Source organism: Paracraurococcus ruber (assembly GCF_004353985.1).
GTDB classification, from domain to species: Bacteria; Pseudomonadota; Alphaproteobacteria; order Acetobacterales; family Acetobacteraceae; genus Paracraurococcus; species Paracraurococcus ruber.
The window spans coordinates 1-22,249 of sequence record NZ_SMOA01000022.1; the positions used below are offsets into that span (position 1 = coordinate 1).

17 protein-coding genes and 1 tRNA gene are annotated in these 22,249 nt (G+C 70.8%); 16 read left to right on the top strand and 2 right to left on the bottom strand.

What is annotated here, in order from left to right; genetic code table 11:
* The first annotated feature begins 188 nt into the window (after positions 1 to 188).
* The 16 genes from E2C05_RS06835 to E2C05_RS06910 all read left to right on the top strand — a co-directional run bounded on the left by E2C05_RS06835 (position 189) and on the right by E2C05_RS06910 (position 20,160).
* Positions 189 to 1,787: an ABC transporter substrate-binding protein gene (locus E2C05_RS06835; protein ID WP_133218865.1), complete on the top strand. Its 1,599-nt coding sequence runs from the start codon at positions 189 to 191 to the stop codon at positions 1,785 to 1,787.
* Positions 1,788 to 1,898: 111 nt separating this feature from the next.
* Positions 1,899 to 3,479, top strand: coding sequence for an ABC transporter substrate-binding protein (locus E2C05_RS06840; protein WP_133218866.1), 1,581 nt, complete (start codon positions 1,899 to 1,901; stop codon positions 3,477 to 3,479).
* Positions 3,476 to 5,053: an ABC transporter substrate-binding protein gene (locus E2C05_RS06845; protein WP_133218867.1), complete on the top strand. Its 1,578-nt coding sequence runs from the start codon at positions 3,476 to 3,478 to the stop codon at positions 5,051 to 5,053. Before E2C05_RS06840 ends, E2C05_RS06845 begins: the two co-directional genes overlap by 4 nt.
* Before the next feature lie 3 nt (positions 5,054 to 5,056).
* Positions 5,057 to 6,631 carry an ABC transporter substrate-binding protein gene (locus tag E2C05_RS06850; protein WP_133218868.1) on the top strand — a complete coding sequence of 525 codons (1,575 nt, stop codon included), beginning with the start codon at positions 5,057 to 5,059 and terminating at the stop codon, positions 6,629 to 6,631.
* Positions 6,632 to 6,694: 63 nt separating this feature from the next.
* Positions 6,695 to 8,272 carry an ABC transporter substrate-binding protein gene (locus E2C05_RS06855; RefSeq protein ID WP_133218869.1) on the top strand — a complete coding sequence of 526 codons (1,578 nt, stop codon included), beginning with the start codon at positions 6,695 to 6,697 and terminating at the stop codon, positions 8,270 to 8,272.
* A 220-nt stretch (positions 8,273 to 8,492) separates the two neighbouring features.
* Entirely contained in the window at positions 8,493 to 10,094 is a 1,602-nt protein-coding gene (locus E2C05_RS06860) for an ABC transporter substrate-binding protein (RefSeq protein WP_133218870.1), read from the top strand.
* Between the two features lie 19 nt (positions 10,095 to 10,113).
* Complete coding sequence (locus E2C05_RS06865; RefSeq protein WP_133218871.1) at positions 10,114 to 11,055, top strand: ABC transporter permease; 942 nt, start codon at positions 10,114 to 10,116, stop codon at positions 11,053 to 11,055.
* Entirely contained in the window at positions 11,055 to 11,987 is a 933-nt protein-coding gene (locus tag E2C05_RS06870; RefSeq protein WP_133218872.1) for an ABC transporter permease, read from the top strand. The genes E2C05_RS06865 and E2C05_RS06870 overlap by 1 nt, the downstream gene beginning before the upstream one ends.
* A 3-nt stretch (positions 11,988 to 11,990) precedes the next feature.
* On the top strand, positions 11,991 to 12,986 hold the full coding sequence (locus tag E2C05_RS06875; protein WP_133218873.1) for an ABC transporter ATP-binding protein: 996 nt from the start codon (positions 11,991 to 11,993) through the stop codon (positions 12,984 to 12,986).
* Positions 12,983 to 14,026: an ABC transporter ATP-binding protein gene (locus E2C05_RS06880; RefSeq protein ID WP_133218874.1), complete on the top strand. Its 1,044-nt coding sequence runs from the start codon at positions 12,983 to 12,985 to the stop codon at positions 14,024 to 14,026. The genes E2C05_RS06875 and E2C05_RS06880 overlap by 4 nt, the downstream gene beginning before the upstream one ends.
* 112 nt (positions 14,027 to 14,138) lie before the next feature.
* Positions 14,139 to 14,453 (top strand): hypothetical protein, encoded by a 315-nt coding sequence (locus tag E2C05_RS06885; RefSeq protein ID WP_133218875.1) that lies wholly within the window; start codon positions 14,139 to 14,141, stop codon positions 14,451 to 14,453.
* Positions 14,454 to 14,571: 118 nt separating this feature from the next.
* Positions 14,572 to 15,075, top strand: a complete 504-nt coding sequence (locus E2C05_RS06890) for a (2Fe-2S)-binding protein (RefSeq protein ID WP_133218876.1) — start codon at positions 14,572 to 14,574, stop codon at positions 15,073 to 15,075.
* 107 nt (positions 15,076 to 15,182) lie between these two features.
* Positions 15,183 to 17,567: a xanthine dehydrogenase family protein molybdopterin-binding subunit gene (locus E2C05_RS06895; protein WP_133218877.1), complete on the top strand. Its 2,385-nt coding sequence runs from the start codon at positions 15,183 to 15,185 to the stop codon at positions 17,565 to 17,567.
* Positions 17,568 to 17,666: 99 nt separating this feature from the next.
* Positions 17,667 to 18,461: an FAD binding domain-containing protein gene (locus E2C05_RS06900; RefSeq protein WP_133218878.1), complete on the top strand. Its 795-nt coding sequence runs from the start codon at positions 17,667 to 17,669 to the stop codon at positions 18,459 to 18,461.
* Positions 18,462 to 18,557: 96 nt separating this feature from the next.
* Positions 18,558 to 19,943 carry an RtcB family protein gene (locus tag E2C05_RS06905; RefSeq protein WP_205082748.1) on the top strand — a complete coding sequence of 462 codons (1,386 nt, stop codon included), beginning with the start codon at positions 18,558 to 18,560 and terminating at the stop codon, positions 19,941 to 19,943.
* Positions 19,944 to 20,083: 140 nt separating this feature from the next.
* Positions 20,084 to 20,160 (top strand) — tRNA-Pro (locus E2C05_RS06910).
* On the opposite strand, the gene E2C05_RS06915 is transcribed toward E2C05_RS06910, so the two are convergent.
* Positions 20,139 to 21,512, bottom strand: coding sequence for a sensor histidine kinase (locus tag E2C05_RS06915; protein WP_133218879.1), 1,374 nt, complete (start codon positions 21,510 to 21,512; stop codon positions 20,139 to 20,141). The two genes, E2C05_RS06910 and E2C05_RS06915, sit on opposite strands and share 22 nt — an antisense overlap.
* Positions 21,499 to 22,176 (bottom strand): winged helix-turn-helix domain-containing protein, encoded by a 678-nt coding sequence (locus E2C05_RS06920; protein ID WP_133218880.1) that lies wholly within the window; start codon positions 22,174 to 22,176, stop codon positions 21,499 to 21,501. Before E2C05_RS06920 ends, E2C05_RS06915 begins: the two co-directional genes overlap by 14 nt.
* Positions 22,177 to 22,249: the final 73 nt, after the last annotated feature.

Here is a 22,249-nt window from a genome sequence, read left to right on the forward strand (position 1 = left end):
CCGCCAGCCCCGCCGGCGGGCCGCCCCCGCTGGCCGGCCGCCGCGGTCCGTGATGTACTCCCCGTAATCCGGGGCGGAGGGCGGCGGGACGGGGATGGCCGGGCGCGTGACTCCGCCCCGCAACGTCATGCGGCAGCGGGACGGCGTTCGGCGCCGGCCGCCGTCCCGCCGCGGTCGGGGGTGCGGGGATGCAGCGTAGGAACCTGATGCTCGGCGGGGCGGCCATGGCCATGGCGGCGCCCGGCCTGTCCATGCCGGGGCTGGCGCAGCCGGCCGGGACGCGGGTGCTGAAATTCATCCCGCAATCCGATCTCGGCATCCTCGATCCCATCATCACCACGGCCTACGTCACCCGCCACCACGGCTTCATGGTGTTCGACACGCTGTTCGGCATGGACGGCAATTTCCGCATCTCGCCGCAGATGGCCGAAGGCCATGCGGTGGAGGCGGACGGGCTGCGCTGGACCATCACGCTGCGGCCGGGGCTGAAATTCCACGATGGCACGCCGGTGCTGGCGCGCGACTGCGTCGCCTCCATCCGCCGCTGGGCGCCGCGCCACCCGCTGGGGCAGGAACTGGTCGCGCGGCTGGAGGAGATGTCGGCGCCGGACGACCGCCGCATCCTGTTCCGCCTGAAGCGGCCCTATCCGCTGCTGGCGGAGGCGCTGGGCAGCCTGGTCACCCCCTGCTGCTTCATCATGCCGGAACGCCTGGCGCAGACCGACGGCGCGCGGCAGGTGCCGGAGATGGTCGGCAGCGGCCCCTTCCGCTTCAAGGCCGATGAACGCGTGCAGGGCAGCCGCTTCGTCTATGAACGCTTCGCCGACTATGTCCCGCGCGAGGCGGGCGAGGCGAGCTGGACCGCCGGGCCGAAGCGGGTGAATCTCGACCGCGTCGAGTGGATCGTCACGCCCGATGCCTCCACCGCCGCCGCCGCGCTGCAGAATGGCGAGATGGACTGGTGGGAGGTGCCGACATCGGACCTGCTGCCGCTGATCCGGCGCAACCGCAACCTGGTGCTGGACATGCCGAACCCGACCGGGCTGCTCGGCTGGGGGCGGTTCAACCACCTGCATCCGCCCTTCGACAACCCGCGCATCCGCCGGGCGCTGATGGGCGCGGTCAACCAGGCCGACTACATGACTGCCGTGACCGGCACCGACCGCAGCCTGTGGCGGGAGAATGTCGGCTTCTTCCCGCCGGAGACGCCGCTGGCGAGCGATGCGGGCCTCGAGGCGCTGCGCGGCCCGCGCGACTTCGACAAGGTGAAGCGGGAGATCGAGGCGGCCGGCTACAAGGGCGAGAAGGTGGTGCTGCTGGCGGCGACCGATTTCCCCACCCTCAACGCACTCGGCCAGGTCGGCAACGACATGCTGCGGCGGGCCGGGATGAATGTGGAGTTCGTGGCCACCGACTGGGGCAGCGTGATCGCCCGCCGCGCCAGCCGGGAACCGCCGGAGCGCGGCGGCTGGAGTATCTTCTTCACCTTCTGGACCGGTCTCGACAACATCAATCCCGGCGTGCACCAGCCGATGCGCGGCAATGGCCGCGACGGCTGGTGGGGCTGGGCGACGTCCGAGCGGCTGGAGGCGCTGCGGCAGCGCTGGTTCGACGCGCCCGACCTGGCGGCGCAGCAGGCGGCGGCGCGGGAGATGCAGCAGGTCGCCTTCGAGGAGGCGCCGACCCTGCCGCTCGGCCAGTATTTCCAGGCGACGGCCTATCGCCGCAGCCTGACGGAGGTGCCGAAGGGCATGCCGCTGTTCTGGAGCCTGAAGAAAGCCGCCTGAGAGCTTGCGGGGCCATGCCCGTTCGCGCCGACATCGCCCGCACCGAACGGGTGGCGCCGCCGGGCATGCCTTCGCAACTTCGATCGCTTCGCCGACTGCCTGGAGGCCGGGATGCTTCGACGTGACCTGATCGCCGGCGCCGCTGCGGCGGCCGCCTTGCCGCGTTCCACCATCGCGCAGGGCAGCGCCGCGCGGGTGCTGAAATTCGTGCCCCAGGCGAACCTCACCAGCCTGGACCCGATCTGGACCACGGCGAATGTCACGCGCAACCATGCCTGGATGGTCTATGACGTGCTCTACGCCATGGACCAGCAATTCCGGCCGCAGCCGCAGATGGCGGCCGGGCATGTGCTGGAGCAGGACGGCAGGCTCTGCACCATCACCCTGCGCGACGGCCTGCGCTTCCACGACGGCGAGCCGGTGCGGGGCGTGGATTGCGTCGTCTCGCTCGAGCGCTGGATGAAGCGCAGCAGCATGGGCCAGAAGCTGGCCGGCGTGCTGGAGGAGATCGCGGCGCCGGACGACCGGACCATCCGCCTGCGGCTGCGCCGGCCCTTCCCAAGGCTGTTCGAGGCGCTGGCGACGCCGGCCAACCCCGCCGCCTTCATCGTGCCGGCGCGGCTTGCCCGCACCGACGCCTTCCAGCAGATAAGGGAGGTGGTGGGCAGCGGCCCCTTCCGCTTCCTGCCGCGCGAATACAATTCCGGCAGCTTCATCGCCTATGAGCGCAACCCGGACTACCGCCCGGTGGAGCGCGGCGAACCCAGCCTGCTGGCCGGGCCGAAGACCGCCCATTTCGACCGGGTGGAATGGCACATCATCGTCGATGCCGCGACGGCGGCCGGCGCGCTGCAGACCGGCGAGATCGACTGGTACGAGCAGCCGCCGCCCGAGATCCAGCAGCTTCTGCGTCGCAACCGGCAGATCTCGGTGGAGCCGATCGACCGCCTCAAGAACCCGGCGCTGCTGCGCTTCAACCACCTGCACCCGCCCTTCAACGACAAGCGGATGCGCCAGGCGCTGCTGCCGGCAATCAACCAGGTGGATTTCATGCAGGCCATCGTCGGCACCGACCCTGCGTTGTACGAGACCATGGGCATCTTCACCCCCGGCACGCCCCTGGTGACGGAGGCGGGGATGGAGGTGCTGACCGGCCCGCGCAGCATCGACCGTGCCAAGGCGATGCTGAAGGAGGCCGGCTACGACAACCAGCTGATCCGGCTGATCGGTCCGACCGACATCCTGGCGCCGGCGGCGCTGACCCAGGTGGCGGGCGACATGTTCCGCCGGCTCGGCGTCAACCTTGACTTCGTGCTGACCGACTGGGGCAGCGTGGTGCAGCGCCGGGCAAGCCGCGAGCCGCTGGACCGCGGCGGCTGGAGCGTGTTCCTCACCGCCTCCGCCAGCTTCGAGTATGCCGACCCGGCCAACAATTTCCCTTTGCGCGGCAACGGGACGAATGGCTGGTTCGGCTGGCCGACGGTGCCGAAGCTGGAGGAATTGCGGGATGCCTGGTTCGACGCACCCGACCTGGAGGCGCAACGCCACATCGCGCGGGAGATCCAGGTCACGGCGCTGGACGAGCTGCCCTATATCCCGGTCGGCGCCTATACCTCGATGACGTCGCTGCGGCGGAACCTGCAGGGGCGGGTCCCGGGCTTCGCGCTGTTCTGGAACCTGCGGCGCGCATGATCGCCCGGCGCAGCCTGTTGGCCGCCGGCGCCGCACTGCTCGCCGCCCCGGCCTTCTCCCAGGCGCAGTCCCGCGTGCTGCGCTTCGTGCCGCAGGCCGATCTCGGCGGGCTGGACCCGATCGCGATCTCCTCCAACGTCATCCGCAACCATGGCTACATGGTCTACGACACGCTCTATGGCGTGGACCACCAGTTCCGGCCGCATCCGCAGATGGCGGCCGGGCACCTGGAGGAGGAGGATGGCCGCAGCGTGACGATCACGCTGCGCGAGGGCCTGAAATTCCACGATGGCGAGCGGGTGCGGGCGGAGGATTGCGTCGTCTCCCTGCGGCGCTGGATGCGGCGCAGCCCGATGGGCCAGGTGCTGGCCGCGCGCACGGAGGAGCTTGCGGCGCTGGACGACCGGCGCTTCCGCTTCCGCCTCAAGTCGCGCTTCCCGCTGCTGATCGACGCGCTTGCGGTGCCGTCCAACCCGCAGCCCTTCATCATGCCGGCGCGCATCGCCGCGACCGATCCCTTCCAGCAGATCCGCGACCCCACGGGCAGCGGCCCCTTCCGCTTCGTGACCAGCGAGTTCCGCCAGGGCGCCCGCGCGGTCTGGGAGCGCAACGCGGATTATGTGCCGACCCAGGCCGGCGGCAGCGGCCTGACCGCCGGGCCGAAAGTGGTGCATTTCGACCGGGTGGAGTGGTCGATCATCCCCGATGCCGGCACCGCCGCGGCGGCGCTGACGGCCGGCGAGGTGGACTGGTTCGAGCAGATGCCGGCCGAGATCCAGCAATTGCTCGGCCGCAACCGCACCCTGCTGCTGGAGCCGATCGACCCGCTGCCGCTGCCGGGGCAGTTCCGCTTCAACCACCGCCAGCCGCCCTTCGACAACCCGGCCATCCGCCGCGCCTTCCTGCACGCCATCAGCCAGGAGGATTTCATGACGGCGATCGTCGGACCCGACCCGGCGAAATACGTCACCGGCGTCGGCTTCTTCACCCCCGGCAGCCCCTATGCGAGCGACGAGGCGCTGGCGCCGCTGCAGGGCCCGCGCAGCATCGAGCGCGCGAAGCAGGCGCTGCGCGAGGCCGGCTACAGGGGCGAGACCATCCGGCTGCTGGGCACCACCGACATCGTCTCCACCACCGCCCAGGCGCAGGTCGCGGCCGACCTGCTGCGGCGGCTGGAGGTGAATGCGGATATCGTCCTGACCGACTGGGGCACGGTGGCGCAGCGGCGGATGAATCGCGGCCCGCTCGAGCAGGGCGGCTGGTCCTGCGCCTGCTTCGCCACCTCCGGCATGGATTTCATCAACCCGATCACGCATCTGCAACTGCGCTCGGATGGCGAGAGTGCCGCGCCCGGCTGGCCCGACCTGCCGGCGGTCGAGCGGCTGCGCGCCGAATGGCTGGAGGCGCCGGACCTCGCCGCGCAGCAGGCCATCGCGCGGCGCATCCAGGCGGCGGCGATGGAGGGGCTGCCCTACATCCCGACCGGCGCCTACTACTCCATCACCGCCCATCGCCGGACCCTGGTGGACCGGGTGAAGGGCTTCGCAATTTTCTGGGGCATCCGGAGGGCCTGATCCATGCAACGCCGCACGCTTCTGCAGGCCCCGCTGGCCACTGCCATCGCCGCCCCCGCCCTGGCGCAGGGCGGTGCTGCGCGCACGCTTCGCGTGGTGCCGCAGGCGAACCTGACCAGCCTCGACCCGGTCTGGACCACGGCCGTCGTCACCCGCAACCACGCCTTCCTGGTCTATGACCAGCTCTGCGCCCAGGATGCCCAGGGCGAGATCAAGCCGCAGATGGTGGAAGGCTGGGTGCGGGAGGAGGACGGGCTTGCCTGGACCTTCACCCTGCGCCCGGGCCTGCGCTTCCATGATGGCGAGCCGGTGCGGGCGCAGGATTGCGTCGCCAGCATCCGCCGCTGGGCGCGGCGCGATCCCTTCGCGCAGGTGCTCTGGCCTGCGGTCGCCGAGGTCGCGGCGCTGGACGACCGGCGCTTCCGCTTCCGGCTGCACAAGCCGGTGCCCCTGCTGCTGCTGGCCCTCGGCCAGACGCAATTCCCCTGCTTCGTCATGCCGGAGCGGATCGCCAATACCGATGCCTTCCAGCAGATCCGCGACGCCATCGGCAGCGGCCCCTTCCGCTTCGTCCCGGGCGAATGGAATCCCGGGCAGCGCGCGGTCTGGACGAAGTTCGACAACTACGTGCCCCGCCAGGAACCGGTGGATGGGCTGGCGGGCGGCCGGGTCCCGCGCCTCGACCGCGTCGAGTGGACCATCATCTCCGACCCCGCCACGGCGGCCAATGCCATGGTGACCGGGGAGCAGGACTACTGGGAATACCCGCTGCACGACCTGCTGCCGCTGCTGCGGCGGAACCGCGAGGTGGTGGTGCAGCAGCGCCTGCTGGACGGCACCTATGGCATCTGCCGGTTCAATCAATTGCAGCCGCCCTTCAACAACCTCGGCGTGCGGCGGGCCGTCGCCATGGCGGTGGACCAGCGCGACTATCTCCGCGCCGTCGCCGGCAACGAGCGCGATGGCTGGGAGGCCTGCGAGGGCGTCTTCACCTGCGGCACCGCCCTGGCGAACGAGGCGGGCAGCGAGATCCTGAAGACCCGCAACATCGACCGCGCCCGCGCCGCGCTGAAGGAGGCCGGCTATGCCGGGGAGAAGGTGGTGCTGGTCGCCCCCGGCGACTATCCGCAGATCAACGCCCTCTCGCTCGTCACCGCCGACCTGCTGACGCGCATGGGGATGAACCTGGAACTGGTCTCGACCGACTGGGGCACGCTGGTGCAGCGCCGGGTCAGCAAGGAACCGGTGGAGCGCGGCGGCTGGAGCATTATCCATACCACCTCCTCCGGCCAGTCCCTGGCGCTGCCGGTGTTCCACCTGTTCCTCAGGGCCAATGGCGACAATGCCTGGTTCGGCTGGCCGAATGACCCGGAGATCGAGCGGTTGCGCGCGGCCTGGATCGATTCGCCCGACCTGCCGACGCAGAAGCGGGTGGCGGAGGCGCTGAACCGCCGCGCGATGGAGGTGCTGCCCTACATCCCGCTCGGCTTCTACTGGCAGCCCTCGGCCTGGCGGCGGAACGTCACCGGCGCCTTCCGCGCCCCGGCCACGGTGTTCTGGAACATGGCCAAGGGGTGAACCAGCGGTTGCGGCGGGCGGCCCGGCACGGCTAGGGATCGCCCCCCGCCGGAGGATTATCGCATGCGCCGCCGCCACCTGCTGCACGCCGCCCCCGCTCTGCTCGCCGCGCCGCGCCTGGCCGGTGCGCAGGGCGCGCGCACCCTGCGCTTCGTGCCGCAGGGCAACCTGGCGAATGTCGACCCGATCTGGACCACCACTGTCATCGCCCGCAACCACGGGCTGATGGTCTATGACACGCTGTTCGGCCTGGGGCGTGACTTCCAGCCGAAGCCGCAGATGGCGGCGGGGCATGACGTCTCGGCCGACGGGCTGCGGCACACGATCTCGCTGCGCGCCGATCTCCGCTTCCACGATGGGGAGAAGGTGACGGCGCGGGACTGCATTGCCTCCATCGCGCGCTGGTCGAAGCGGGACGTACTGGGCCAGCGGCTGAACGCGCTGCTGGAGGAGATGCGCGCCCTCGCCGATGACCGCTTCGAGATCGTGCTCAAGCGGCCCTGGCCCGGCCTGGCCTGGGCGCTCGGCAAGCCCTCGGCCAATATCTGCGCCATCATGCCGGAACGGGTGGCGCAGACCGATCCCTTCCAGCAGATCACCGAGCATGTCGGCAGCGGTCCCTTCCGCTTCCGCGCCAGCCAATGGGTGCCGGGCAGCATCGCGGTCTATGAGCGCAGCGCGCATTACGTGCCGCGCGACGAGCCGGCGGATTTTTTGGCCGGCGGCAAGCAGGTGTTCTTCGACCGGGTGGAATGGCGGATCATGCCGGACCCGGCCACCGCCGCCGCCGCGCTGCAGAACAACGAGGTGGACTGGTGGGAGACGCCGCTGGCCGACCTGCTGCCGGTTCTGCGCCGCAACCGCGAGATCGCGATCGAGGTGGTGAACACCGCCGGCAACCTGGGCGTGCTGCGCTTCAACCATCTGCACCCGCCTTTCGACAAGCCCGAGATCCGCCGCGCCATCTTCCCGGCGATCGACCAGAAGACCTTCATGCAGGCGGCGCTGGGCGAGGATGCGGCGCTGTGGCAGGTGCCGGCGGGTGCCTTCACCCCCGGCACGCCGCTGGCCAATGATTCAGGGCTGGAGGCGCTGACCGGCCCGCGCGACCCGGAGGCGGCGAAGCGCGCGCTGCGCGCCGCCGGCTATGACGGTCGCAAGGTGGTGATGCTGGTGCCGACCGACTTCCCGACGCTGAACGGCATGTCGGAGGTGGCGGCGGATGCGCTGCGCAAGATCGGCATGAATATCGATGCCCAGGCGATGGATTGGGGCACGCTGGTGCAGCGCCGCGCGAAGAAGGATCCGCCGGAGCAGGGCGGCTGGAACCTTTTCGTGACGAGCTGGGAGGGGCTGGACGTCTCCGTCCCCGGCAGCCACCAGCCGCTGCGCGGCAACGGGCAGGATGGCTGGTTCGGCTGGTCCAGCAGCCCACGGCGGGAGGCGCTGCGGGAGGCCTGGTTCGCGGCCCCCGACCAGGCGGCCGAGAAGCGCATCGCGGCCGACCTGCAGCAGGCGCTGTGGGAGGAGGCGCCCTTCGTGCCGCTGGGCCTGCTGCGCCCGCCCATGGCCTATCGCCGCAGCCTGTCCAACATCGTGGTCGGCGGTCCGGCGCTGTTCTGGAATGTGAGGCGGGGCTGACCCGTGGGGGCCAGGGGCCTTGCGGCTCCTGGCGGCGGGAGCGCGAGGGGTCGGACGCAGGCGTCCGACGAGCCTTCCGCGCATGGCACGCGATGTGCAGAGCCAGCCTGGAGTTCGGGTCGGCCCCGGCCGGGGGTGCTGGCGCGCTGCCCAAGGCTGCGGCAGTCTGGCCCGAAATGGGGCGGGGCAGGGCCGCCCTGCGGCTGGGAGAGAAGACCACATGGATCGCAGGACTTTCCTGAGGGCCGGCACGGCGGCCGGGGGCACGGCGCTGCTGGGCGGCATGCCCGCGCCGGCCCTGTCGCAGGGCGCCGCCGCGCGCACGCTGCGCTTCGTGCCGCAGGCGAATCTGGCGAATTTCGACCCGATCTGGGGCACCCAGTATGTCGTGCGCAATGCCGCCATCCTGGTCTGGGACACGCTGTATGGCTTCGACGACCAGCTCCGCCCGCAGCGGCAGATGGTGGAGTCGGAGGAGGTCTCGCAGGACGGGCTGACTTGGACCTTCCGGCTGCGCAGCGGGCTGAAATTCCATGACGGCAGCCCGGTGCTGGCGAAGGACTGCGTCGCCAGCCTGACGCGCTGGTCGGCGCGCGACTCCATGGGGCTGATGCTGCGGGGCCTGCAGGAGGAACTGGTCGCGGTCGATGACCGCACCTTCCGCTGGGTCCTGAAGAAGTCCTTCCCGAAGATGCTCATGGCGCTCGGCAAGAACTCAACGCCCATGGCCTTCATCATGCCGGAGCGGATCGCCCGCACCGATCCCTTCCAGCAGATCAGCGACTATGTCGGCTCCGGCCCCATGCGTTTCGTGCGCAACGAATGGGTGCCGGGCGCCAAGGCGGTGTTCGAGCGCTTCGCGGACTATCAGCCGCGGCAGGAGCCGGGAAACTGGCTGGCCGGCGGCAAGCGCATGCTGGTCGACCGGATCGAATGGCTGGTGATGCCGGATCCCGCCACCGCCTCCGCCGCGCTGCAGAATGGCGAGGTGGACTGGTGGGAGAACCCCATCACCGATCTGGTGCCGCAGCTGCGCCGCAACCGCAACATCCGCGTCGATATCGCCGATCCGCTCGGCAATATCGGCACCTTCCGGATGAACCACACCACCACGCCCTTCAACAACGTGAAGGCGCGGCAGGCGGTGATGGCGGCGCTGAGCCAGGAAGACTACATGCGCGCCCTGGTGGGCGACGACAACAACCTGTGGAAGACCTTGGGCGGCTTCTTCACGCCGGGCACGCCGCTCTACACGGAGGCGGGCGGCGAAGCGCTGAAGGCCGGGCCGCGCATGGACCTGGCGAAGCGCCTGCTGGCCGAGAGCGGCTACAACGGCACGCCGGTGCCCTGCATCGTCGCCCAGGACCAGCCCATCACCAAGGCGCAGGGCGACGTCACCGCCGACCTGCTGAAGCGCATCGGCTTCAACGTGGATTTCGTCGCCACCGACTGGGGCACCACCGGCCAGCGCCGCGCCATGAAGAACCCGGTCGGGCAGGGCGGCTGGAGCATGTTCCACAGCTGGCATGCCGGCGCCGACTGCACGATCCCCGCGACGCAGATCCATCTGCGCGCGAATGGCGAGCGGGCCTGGTTCGGCTGGCCGGAGATCCCGGCGGTGGAGTCCGCGATCGCGGAATGGTTCAACGCCCCCGACCTCGCCGCCGAGAAGGCGGCGGCCGACAAGATCAACCGCGCCGCGGTCGAGAACGTCCTGTATGTCCCGACCGGCTTCTTCCTGACCTACCAGGCGTGGCGGTCCAACGTCTCCGGCATCGTGAAGGGGCCCTTCCCGGTGCCCTGGGGCGTGTCGAAGGCCTGAATGGCGGAGCCCTGACGCAATGTTCGCCTATGTCGTCCGCCGCGTGCTGGCCACCATCCCGGTGATGGCCATCGTCGCGCTCTTCGTCTTCTCACTGCTCTATCTCGCACCGGGCGACCCCGCCGCGGTGATCGCGGGCGACCAGGCGACGCCGCAGGATGTGGAGCGGATCCGGGCCTCGCTCGGCCTCGACCGCCCCTATCTCGTGCGCTTCGGCTCCTGGGTCTGGGACATCCTGCATGGCGACATGGGGGTGTCGATCTTCACCAACCTGCCGGTCACCACCATGATCCAGCAGCGGATCGAGCCGACGCTGTCGCTGATGATCCTGACGCTGATCCTGGCGGTCAGCATCGCGGTGCCGATGGGCGTGCTGGCGGCCTGGAAGCAGGGCACCATCATCGACCGCGCGGTGATGGCCTTCGCCGTGCTCGGCTTCTCCGTGCCGGTCTTCGTCGTCGGCTACCTGCTGGCCTATGTCTTCGCGCTGGAACTGGATTGGCTGCCGGTGCAGGGCTACACCGCCTTCAGCAACGGCTTCTTCCCCTGGCTGGAGAACCTGATCCTGCCGGCCATCGCCCTGGGCGGGGTCTATATCGCGCTGATCGCCCGCATCACGCGGGCGACCATGCTGGAGGTGCTGGGGCAGGACTACATCCGCACCGCCCGCGCCAAGGGCGCCGGGCAGGGCAGCATCCTGTTCCTGCATGCCCTGAAGAACGCCGCCGTGCCGATCGTGACCGTCATCGGCATCGGCATCGCGCTGCTGATCGGCGGCGCGGTGGTGACGGAAAGCGTCTTCGCCATCCCCGGCCTCGGCCGCCTGACCGTGGATGCGATCCTGCGGCGCGACTATCCGGTCATCCAGGGCGTCGTGCTGCTGTTCAGCTTCGTCTACGTGCTGGTGAACCTGCTGATCGACCTGGTCTACACCCTCTTCGACCCGAGGATCCGGTACTGATGTCCTCCGCGACCGTCCTCTCCCCAACCGCCGCGACGGCGCCCCAGGGCGTCGCGGTGGCCGCGCCGACGCCCGATGTCCTGCTGCCAGTGAAGGCGCGCAAGGGGTTCATCGGCTTCCTCCGCCGGCACCCGACGATGGCGATCGGCGGGTCCCTGCTGCTGCTGATGGTGCTGGTCGCCATCTTCGCGCCGCTGCTCTGGACCACCGACCCGACCGCGCTGGCCCCGGCGCGGCGGACGCGGGAGCCCTCGGCGATGTACTGGTTCGGCACCGACATGCTGGGCCGCGACGTCTATTCGCGCGTGCTCTACGGCGCGCGGGTCTCGCTGATCGTCGGCTTCTCGGTCGCCATCCTCGCCTCGGTCGTCGGCCTGACCATCGGCATGATCGCCGGCTATATCCGCCTGGCGGATTCCATCATCATGCGGGTGATGGACGGGCTGATGTCCATCCCGCCGATCCTGCTGGCCATCGCGCTGATGGCGCTGACCCGCGGCAGCGTGCAGAACGTGATCATCGCCATCACCATCGCGGAAATCCCGCGCGTCTCCCGCCTCGTCCGCGGCGTGGTGCTGAGCCTGCGGGAGCAGCCCTATGTGGAGGCGGCGGTGGCGGCGGGCACGCGCACGCCGATGATCATCTGGCGGCACATCCTGCCGAACACGCTGGCGCCCATCACCGTGCAGGCCACCTATATCTGCGCCGCGGCGATGATCACCGAGGCGATCCTGTCCTTCATCGGCGCCGGCACGCCGCCCATCATCCCGTCCTGGGGGAACATCATGGCGGAAGGCCGGGCGCTCTGGCAGGTGAAGCCCTACATCGTATTCTTCCCCGCCGTGTTTCTCTCCATCACCGTGCTCGCCGTGAACCTGCTCGGCGACGGCCTGCGCGACGCGCTCGACCCGCGCATGGCGAAGAGGATCTGACGCATGCCCCCGCTGCTCGAGGTCGAGAACCTGCAGACCCATTTCCGCACGCCGGACGGAGTGAACCGCGCCGTGGACGGCGTCTCCTTCCACGTCAATGCCGGGGAGACGCTGGCCGTGGTCGGGGAAAGCGGCTGCGGGAAATCCGTCACCGCCATGTCCATCCTCCGGCTGATCCCGGAGCCGCCGGGCAAGATCGCAGGGTCCATCCGGTTCCAGGGCCGGGACCTGCTGACCCTCTCGGACCGCGAGATGCGCGACATCCGCGGCAACGAGATCAGCATGATTTTCCAGGAGCCGATGACCAGCCTGAACCCGGTGCTGACCGTGGGGCGGCAGATCGGCGAGACGCTGCGGCTGCACCAGGGCCTCTCGGCCAAGCAGGCTGAGGCGAAGGCGGTGGAGATGCTGACCCTGGTCGGCATCCCGGAGCCGGCGCGGCGGGTGCGGGAGTATCCGCACCAGTTGTCGGGCGGGATGCGCCAGCGCGTGATGATCGCCATCGCCCTGGCCTGCAACCCGAAGCTGCTGATCGCGGATGAGCCGACCACCGCGCTCGACGTCACCATCCAGGCGCAGATCCTGGAGCTGATGCGCGACCTGAAGCGGACGGTCGGCGCCGCCATCGTCCTCATCACCCATGACCTCGGCGTGGTGGCCGAGGTCGCCGAGCGCGTCATCGTCATGTATGCCGGCAAAAAGGTGGAGGAGGCGGCGGTCAGCCCGCTCTTCCGCAACCCGAAGCACCCCTACACCCAGGGCCTGCTCGGCTCGATGCCGAAGCTCGGCTCCTCCTTGCATGGCGACGAAGGTCGGCTGGCCGAGATCCCCGGCCTCGTCCCCAGCCTGAAGCAGAAGATCCCCGGCTGCGTCTTCGCCAGCCGCTGCCCGCACACCACGGATCTCTGCCGCCAGGTGGCGCCGGCGCTGGAGGAGAAGGAACCCGGCCACGTCGCCGCCTGCCACTACGCCGTCAAGGAAGGGGCCATCGCGGCATGAGCACCCCGCCGATCCTCGAGGTCACCGACCTCAAGAAGCATTTCCCGCTACGCGGCGGGCTGCTGGGCGGCACCACCGGCTATGTCTATGCGGTGGACGGCGTGTCCTTCAGCATCGCCAAGGGCGAGACGCTGGCGCTGGTCGGCGAAAGCGGCTGCGGCAAGTCCACCGTGGGCAAGGCCGTGCTGCGGCTGTTCGACATCACCGACGGCCAGGTGGTGCTGGACGGGAAGCGGATCGACGACCTGTCCAGCAGCGCGCTGCGGCCGATGCGGCGCCGCGTGCAGGTGGTGTTCCAGGATCCCTTCTCCTCGCTCAACCCGCGCATGCGGGTGCGCGACATCCTGGCCGAGCCGATCCGCAATTTCGGCCTGGCCAAGGATGCGAAGGACCTGGAGGAGCGGGTCGCCAAGCTGATGGACACGGTGCGACTGCCGCGGGACGCGGTGAACCGCTGGCCGCACGAGTTCTCCGGCGGCCAGCGCCAGCGCATCGGCATCGCCCGGGCCCTGGCGGCCGATCCGGACCTGATCGTCTGCGACGAGGCGGTCTCGGCGCTCGACGTCTCGGTCAAGGCGCAGATCGTGAACCTGCTGCAGGACCTGCAGCGGGAACTAGGGCTGGCGCTGCTGTTCATCAGCCATGACCTGGCGATCGTCGAGCACATGACGCATCGCGTGGCGGTCATGTATCTCGGCAAGATCGTCGAGGTGGCGCCGAAGCGCAGCCTCTTCGCCGCGCCGAAGCACCCCTACACGGAAGCGCTGCTCTCCGCCGTCCCGGTGCCCATGCCAGGCATGGCACGGGAGCGGATCATCCTGAAGGGCGACGTGCCCAGCCCGATCCGCCCGCCCAGCGGCTGCCGCTTCCACACCCGCTGCCCCTATGCCTTCGACCGCTGCCGGTCGGAGGAGCCGAAGCTGACCCATGTGGCGACGGCGCTGGACGAGGGGCATGTCGCGGCCTGCCACCTGCACGACCGGCCGGCGGCGGAAAACCCGCTGGCGGTGGCCAAGGGCGCGGCGCTGGTCGCGGCCTGACGCCTTTGCCGCAGTTTGTCCAGGCTGGGCCGGAAGCGGCCGGCGCGCGCCCGGCCGCTTCCGCCGCACTACCCGCGGCGGCGGGCGCGACCGCCGGGCCGGATGCCCGGCCATGACCGGACCGGTGGTGGTGGTCGGGCGGGAACGGCGCGGGCCCGTCGGCCGCGCGGTGAAGGGCGTCTTCCTCAGCTTCCAGGTGCTCATGCTGCTCGGCGCCCTGGCGACCTGCACCCTGGTCGGCCCCTTCGTCGCCAATGCGGATCCGGAGGTCGCGCTGGGCGCCGGGCTGTTCGCGGCCCAGGCGCTCGGAACCATCTGGTTGCTCTGGCCGCTCGGCACGCTCGCCCTCGGGCTCCTGCTGCTGCTGACCCGCGGCCGGCGGCGGGTGGTGACGCTGCCGGCGCCCCCGGCTGGCGGGCTGACCTAACCCCCTCAGCCTTCGACCAAAAGGCCACGCTGCGGCGCTTGACGGAAGCCGGAGGCAGGGCGACCTTGAGCGCCGAGCGCGGCCCCGGGGGCCGGCCTATTGCTGGGGGAGACGCGGAATGCCGCAAGTCACGCTGACCGTGAACGGGACGTCGCACACGGTCGAGGTCGAGGGCCGCACCCTTCTCGTCGAGCTGCTGCGGGAGAAGCTGCGCCTGACCGGCACGCATGTCGGCTGCGACACCAGCCAGTGCGGCGCCTGCGTCGTGCATGTGGACGGGGACAGCGTGAAGTCCTGCACCATGCTGGCCGTGCAGGCCGATGGCGCGAAGATCACGACGATCGAGGGCCTGGCGAAGGCCGACGGCACGCTGCACCCGATGCAGGAAGCCTTCCGCGAGTATCATGCCCTGCAGTGCGGCTTCTGCACGCCCGGCATGGTGATGAGCGCGATCGACCTGGTGCAGAAGCACCCCGACGGCCTCTCCGAGAAGGAGATCCGCGAAGGGCTGGAAGGCAATCTCTGCCGCTGCACCGGCTACCACAACATCGTCAAGGCGATCGCCGCGGCGCAGGACGTGATGCACGGCCGGCGGGCGGAACTGGCGCCCGCCGCGGAATAGGCCGGCCCGGGGCTTCGGCCCCGGCCCCTTGAACCGAGAATGCGCGTGCCCGGGGCCGTGCGGGATGCCCGCCCCGGCAGGGCCACGCTGTGCCTGGGGAGGTACGCATGAATGTGGTGACGCCCTTCGAAGGGATCGGGGCCAGCGTGAAGCGCAAGGAGGACCTGCGCTTCCTGTCCGGCCGTGGCCAGTACACCGACGACATCAACCGGCCTGGCCAGACCTACGCCTATATCCTCCGCAGCCCGCATGCGCATGCGCGCATCACGGGCATCGACCTGGCCGCCGCGAAGGCCATGCCCGGCGTCGTCGCCATCTTCACCGGCGACGACATGCAGGGCATCGGCGGCCTGCCCTGCGGCTGGCAGATCCACAACAAGGACGGCTCGCCGATGGCGGAGCCGCCGCATCCCGTCCTCGCGCAGGGCAAGGTGCGGTTCGTCGGCGATGCGGTCGCGGTGGTGATCGCCGCGACGAAGGCGCAGGCGCGCGACGCGGCCGAGGCGATCGAGGTGGCCTACGAGGTGCTGCCGGCCGCCGCGACGGTGGAGGCCGCGATCGCCCCCGGCGCCGCGCCGGTGCATGACGGCATCGCCGGCAATGTCTGCTACGACTGGCATATCGGCGACCCCGCGGTGAATGCCGCGGCCTTCAAGACGGCCGACAAGGTCGTGGAGTTCGAGCTGGTCAACAACCGCCTGGTCCCCAACGCGATGGAGCCGCGGGCGGCGATCGGCGACTACGACCCGACCACGGGCGAGTACACGCTCTACACCACCAGCCAGAACCCGCATGTCATCCGGCTGCTGATGGGCGCCTTCGTGCTGCAGCTGCCGGAGCACAAGCTGCGCGTGGTCGCGCCCGATGTCGGTGGCGGGTTCGGCAGCAAGATCTTCCACTATGCCGAGGAGGCGATCGTCACCTGGGCGGCGGGCAAGATCGCCCGGCCGATCAAGTGGACCGCCGACCGCACCGAAAGCTTCATCACCGACGCGCATGGCCGCGACCACGTGACGAAGGCGCGGCTGGCGCTCGACAAGGACGGCAAGTTCCTCGCGCTGCATGTGCAGACGCTGGCGAATATGGGCGCCTACCTCTCCACCTTCGCCACCAGCGTGCCGACCTATCTGTACGCGACGCTGCTGGCCGGCGTGTACACCACGCCGACCGTCTATGCCGAGGTGAAGGCGGTGTTCACCAACACCGTGCCGGTGGATGCCTATCGCGGCGCCGGCCGGCCGGAGGCGACCTTCCTGCTCGAGCGGCTGGTCGATGTCGCCGCCATGGAGACGGGGATCGACAAGGTCGAGATCCGCCGCCGCAACTTCATCCCGGCCGATGCCTTCCCCTACCAGACGCCGGTCGCGCTGCAGTACGACAGCGGCGACTACCAGAGCACGCTGGACCAGGCGCTGGAGACCTCGGGCTGGGCCGGCTTCGAGGCGCGGCGCGCCGAGGCGAAGGGCCGCGGCAGGCTGCGCGGCATCGGGATCTCGACCTATATCGAGGCCTGCGGCATCGCGCCCTCCGCCGTCGTCGGCGCGCTCGGCGCCCGCGCCGGCCTCTATGAGGTGGGGACGATCCGCGTGCACCCGACCGGCAGCGTGACGGTGCTGACCGGCACGCACAGCCATGGCCAGGGGCATGAGACGACGCTGGCGCAGCTTGTGACGGACCGGCTGGGCGTGCCGCTGGCGCAGGTGGACATCGTCCATGGCGACACGGCGAAGATCCCCTTCGGCATGGGCACCTACGGGTCGCGCAGCCTCGCGGTCGGCGGCAGCGCCATGGTCAAGGCCATGGACAAGATCGTCGCCAAGGCCCGCCGCATCGCCGCCCACCTGATGGAAGCCTCGGTCGAGGACGTGGAGTTCGACCGCGGCACCTTCCGCGTCGCCGGCACCGACAAGACCAAGGCCTGGGGCGAGATCTGCCTGACCGCCTATGTCCCGCACAATTACCCGATCGAGGAGATCGAGCCGGGGCTGGAGGAGACCGCCTTCTACGACCCGAAGAACTTCACCTATCCGGGCGGCTGCCATATCTGCGAGGTCGAGATCGACCCCGACACCGGCAAGGTGGAGGTGGTGAACTTCACCGCGGTGGACGATGTCGGGCGGGTGATCAACCCGATGATCGTGGAAGGGCAGGTGCAGGGCGGCGTCGCCCAGGGCATCGGCCAGGCGCTGCTGGAGACGGCGGTCTATGACGAGAACGGCCAGCTCCTCTCGGCCAGCTTCATGGACTACCAGATGCCGCGGGCGGACGACCTGCCGCCCGTCAGCGTCGCCACCCACACCACGCTCTGCACCCACAACCCGCTGGGGGTGAAGGGCTGCGGGGAGGTGGGGGCCATCGGCTCGCCGCCCGCCGTCATCAATGCGGTGGTGGATGCCTTGAAGGACTACGGGGTGCGCCATATCGAGATGCCGGCAACGCCGGCCAAGATCTGGAACATCATCCATGGCGGGCATAGGATGGCCGCCGAGTAGCGAGAGAACGCACCGGCCGGACCGCCGGAGGGTGCCGGGGGAAACCCTTTCCCCGGCAGCCCGGAGGCAGCCCGGCCGGACCACGCAAGGAGGAACCCCATGTACGATTTCGCCTACCACAAGCCGACCTCGGTCGCGGATGCGGTGAAGATCCTGTCCTCCGACCCCGATGCGCGGCCGATCTCCGGCGGGCAGACGCTGCTGCCGGCGCTCAAGCACCGGCTGAACAAGCCCTCCGCCGTCGTCGACCTCTCCGGCATCGCGGAGCTGCGCGGCATCAAGCGGGATGGCGACAAGCTCGTCATCGGCGCCCTGGCGAGGCATGGCGAGGTCGCCAACAGCGCCGAGGTGAAGGCGGCCATCCCGGCCCTGGCGCAGATGGCCGGCACCATCGGCGACACCCAGGTGCGCAACCGCGGCACCATCGGCGGCAGCGTGTCCAACAACGACCCGGCGGCGGACTATCCCTCCGCGGTGCTCGGCCTGGGCGCCACCGTGGTGACGGACAAGCGCCGCATCGCCGCCGACGACTTCTTCCAGGGCATGTTCACCACGGCGCTCGAGCCGGGCGAGCTGCTGGTGGCGATCGAGTTCCCGATCCCGGAGAAGGCCGGCTACGCCAAGATGCGCAACCCCGCCAGCCGCTACGTCATGGCCGGCGTCTTCGTGGCGAAGACCAAGTCGGGCGTGCGCGTGGCGGTGAACGGCGCCGGGCCCTGCGTCTTCCGCCAGGCGGACATGGAAAAGGCGCTGACCGCCAGCTGGTCGGCCGATGCGGTCGCCGGCGTGAGGCAATCCGCGGATGGCCTGAACGGCGACATCCACGGCAGCGCCGAATACCGGGCGCATCTGGTCACCGTCATGGCCAAGCGCGCCGTCGCCGCCGCCGGCTGAACCCAACACAGCGATGTGGCAGGGCCGGCCGGGCGAAACCCCGGCCGGCCCTTCCTGTATGCGGGGCCTGCCGGGTGGATCCATTCCTCACCCGAGATGCAGCAGGCGAAGACCATGACCACCGAGGAAACCGCGCAGGGGCGCCGCCCGGACCCGCTGGAGGCCCGCGCCCGCGCCCTGGCGCTGGCGGCGGGGCTCGATCCCGATTCGCGCATCCCGCATGAGAGCAAGGAAGGCCGCACCATGCCGGCCTGGGTGCGGTTCCGCACCGCCGCCCGCACCGCGCGCCAGGCGGAGATCGCGGAGGATGCCCGCGGCGCCCTGGCGCCGCAGCCCGCGGCCTACCGGGACAGCCCGCTGACCGTCTTCGGCGCGCACGAGCAGGCAACGCTCGACCAGATGCGCAACTGCATGGCGGTGGGCCGTGCCGTCGCCGGGGTGGTCTGCGCCGACGGCCATCTCGGCTATGCCCAGCCGGTCGGCGGCGTTATCGCCTATGAAGGGCAGGTCAGCATCAGCGGCGTCGGCTTCGACATCGCCTGCGGCAACATGGCGGTGCGGCTGGACACGCCCTTCGCGGCCATCCGCGGCCGCCTGCCGGTGATCCTGTCCGACATCACCGGCGTCATCTCCTTCGGCGTCGGCCGCGCCAATGCCGAACGCGTGCAGCACCCGGTGCTGGACGACGACGCGGCCTGGCAGGCCTCCGGCATGGCGGATTACCGGCAGAAGGCGGCGGCGCAGCTCGGCACGGTCGGGTCCGGCAACCACTATGTCGACCTGTTCGAGGACGAGGCGGGCCTCACCTGGATCGGCGTGCATTTCGGCAGCCGCGGCCTGGGGCACACCAGCGCCACGCGCTACCTGAAGCTCGCCGGCGGCAAGGACGGCATGCATGTGCCGCCGGCGGTGGTGGAGGAGGAGGGCAAGCTCGGCCAGCGCTACCTCGCGGCGATGGATCTGGCCGGCCGCTACGCCTATGCCGGGCGCGAATGGGTGGTGGAGCGGGTCCGGCGCATCCTCGGCGGCGCCGTGACCGACAGCGTCCACAACCACCACAATTTCGCCTGGCGGGAACGGCATGGCGGCCGCGATCTCTGGGTGGTGCGGAAGGGTGCGACGCCGGCCTCCCCGGGCCAGCGCGGCTTCGTCGGCGGCTCCATGGGCGACGATGCCGTGATCTTGGAAGGCGTCGAGTCGCCCGCGGCCGCGGCGGCGCTCTACAGCACGGTGCATGGCGCCGGCTGCGTCTTCGGCCGGAAGGAGGCGATCCGCCGTTTCACCCGGCCGCAGATGGAGGCTTGGCTGCAGGAGCGCGGCGCGCTGCTGGCGGGCGGTGGGCTGGACGAGAGCCCGATGGCCTATCGCCGCCTGCCGGAAGTGCTGGCGCGGCACGAGGGCACCGTCCGCGTGCTGCACCGGCTGCGTCCGGTGGCGGTCGCCATGGCGGGGGAGGGGGAGTTCGATCCGTTCAAGGATTGAGGAGGCGCCGCCCACCCCCGGCGCCGCCCCCCAGGGGCCGCAGGCGCCCCGGGCCTCGCCCGAGGGGCCCGGGCGCGCGGGTTCGAAGCGCGCCCCGGGGGCTGGCGTCCCGGCCCCCCCGGTGCTATCCCGCCCGACGTCGGAGCGTAGCGCAGCCTGGTAGCGCATCAGTCTGGGGGACTGGGGGTCGTGGGTTCAAATCCCGCCGCTCCGACCATCCGGCCCGCCCGGGAAGGCCAGCCGGACCCGCAGGCCAGGGGCGTTCTCCTCCAGTGACAACCCGATCCCGTGCAGCTCCGCCACCGCTGAGACCAGCGCCAGGCCCAGCCCTGTCCCGGGCGTCGCGCGGGCGGCGTCCAGACGGTGGAAGCGCCGCAGCACGGCGCCGCGGCTTTCCGGCGGGATGCCCGGCCCGTCATCCGCCACCGCCAGAATCGCGGCCGGCGAGAGCGTCACCACGATCCGCCCGCCCGCCCTGCCATGCTTCACCGCATTGTCCAGCAGGTTGGACAGCATCTGGGTCACCAGGTCGCGGTCGCCCAGCACCGTGACGCCCGGGGCGATGTCCGTCTCCAGCCGCTGGCCACGCGCCTCGGCCGCGGGCGCATGCACCTCCGCCACGGTCTCCGCCACCGCCGAGAGGTCGAAGGGCGCGAAGGCGGCCCGCCGCGCGCCGCTCTCCACCTGGGCGATCCGCAGCAGCGCGGCGAAGATGTCCAGGAGCCGCTCGCATTCGGCGATGGCGCCTTCCGTCGCGGCCCGCCAGGCGGCCTCGTCCTGCGCGGTCCGCAGTGCCGCCTCCAGCCGCTGCCGCAGCCGGTTCAGCGGCGTCCGCAGGTCATGCGCGATGTCGTCGGTCACCTGCCGCAGGGTCGCCATCAGTCCCTGCAGGCGGTCGAGCGTGGTGTTGATCCGACCCGCCAGCTGGTCGAATTCGTCACGGCCCGCGCGGATCGGCAGGCGATGGCCGATCTCCCCCGCCTCCACCCGCGCCAGCGCCGCATCCATGGCCGCCGCACGCCGCGTCACGCCGCGGCCGACCAGCCCGCCGCCGACCAGCCCCAGCAGCAGCGCCGCCCCGCCGACCCAGCCGGCGGCCGAGAGCAGGAAGCCTTCCAGCTGCCGCACCGGCGCGACGTCCCGCCCCACCACCAGGAAGCCGCCGCCGGGCAGCGGCGTGCCGAGCGCCAGCGCCTCCGCCGCGACCCCGCCGCCGGCGACCTGCAGCCTTTCCCAGCCCGGGCTGCGGGGTGCCGTCGCCAGGTTGCCCGCCAGCCTTCGCCCGTCCGGCGCGGCCAGCAGGTAGAATTGCGTGCCGCTGCGGTCGGCACCCAGCCGCGCCTCGATGGACAGCGCGGCGGAAGGCGCGCCACCCAGCCGCGCCGATTGCAGCAGCACGCCGGTGTCGCGCTCCACCTCCTGCGCCAGTTGCCGCAGGGCGAAGCCGGTCGTCGCCCACCAGGCCACGGCCGAGAGCGCGACGGTCCCCAGCAGGGTCAGCGCCAGGTGCAGCAGGGTGATGCGGAAGGCGGTGGTGCGCCACCAGCCGGCGAGGTCAGTCGGGCGCACGGAGGCAGTAGCCGGCGCCGCGCATCGTATGGATCAGCGGCGGCGCGCCGTCGCGGTCCAGCTTGGCGCGGAGGCGGCTAATATGCGTCTCCACCACGCTGGTCTTGGGGTCGAAGTGGAAGTCCCAGACGCCTTCCAGCAGCATGGTGCGCGTCACCACCTGGCCGGCGCGACGCATGAGGTATTCCAGCAGGCGGAACTCGCGCGGCTGCAGGTCGATCCTCTGGCCGGCGCGCGTCACCACGCGCTTCAGCAGGTCCATCTCCAGGTCGGCGACGCGCAGCACGGTGGGCTCGGCGGAGAGCGGCGGGCGGCGCGCCAGGGCGTTCAGCCGTGCCATCAGCTCGGCGAAGGCGAAGGGCTTTCCGAGATAGTCGTCGGCGCCGGCCTCCAGCCCCTCCACCCGGTCGCCGACGCCCGCACGGGCCGTGAGGAACAGCGCCGGCGTCCGCACCCCCGCCGCGCGCAGCGCCCGCACCAGCCCGAGCCCGTCCAGCTTCGGCAGCATGCGGTCCACCACCAGCACGTCATAGGCGCCGTCGGTCGCCAGGAACAAACCCTCCCGCCCATCGGTCGCCTGGTCCACGGTGTGGCCGGCCTCGGTCAGGCCGCGGACGACATAGCCCGCCGTCTCGGCATCGTCCTCCACCACCAGGATCTTCACCGCGGCGCTCCGACCATACGGATTGGTATGCCTCGGGGCAGGGCGCGGGCAAGCGCCCGGGCCTTTCATGCGG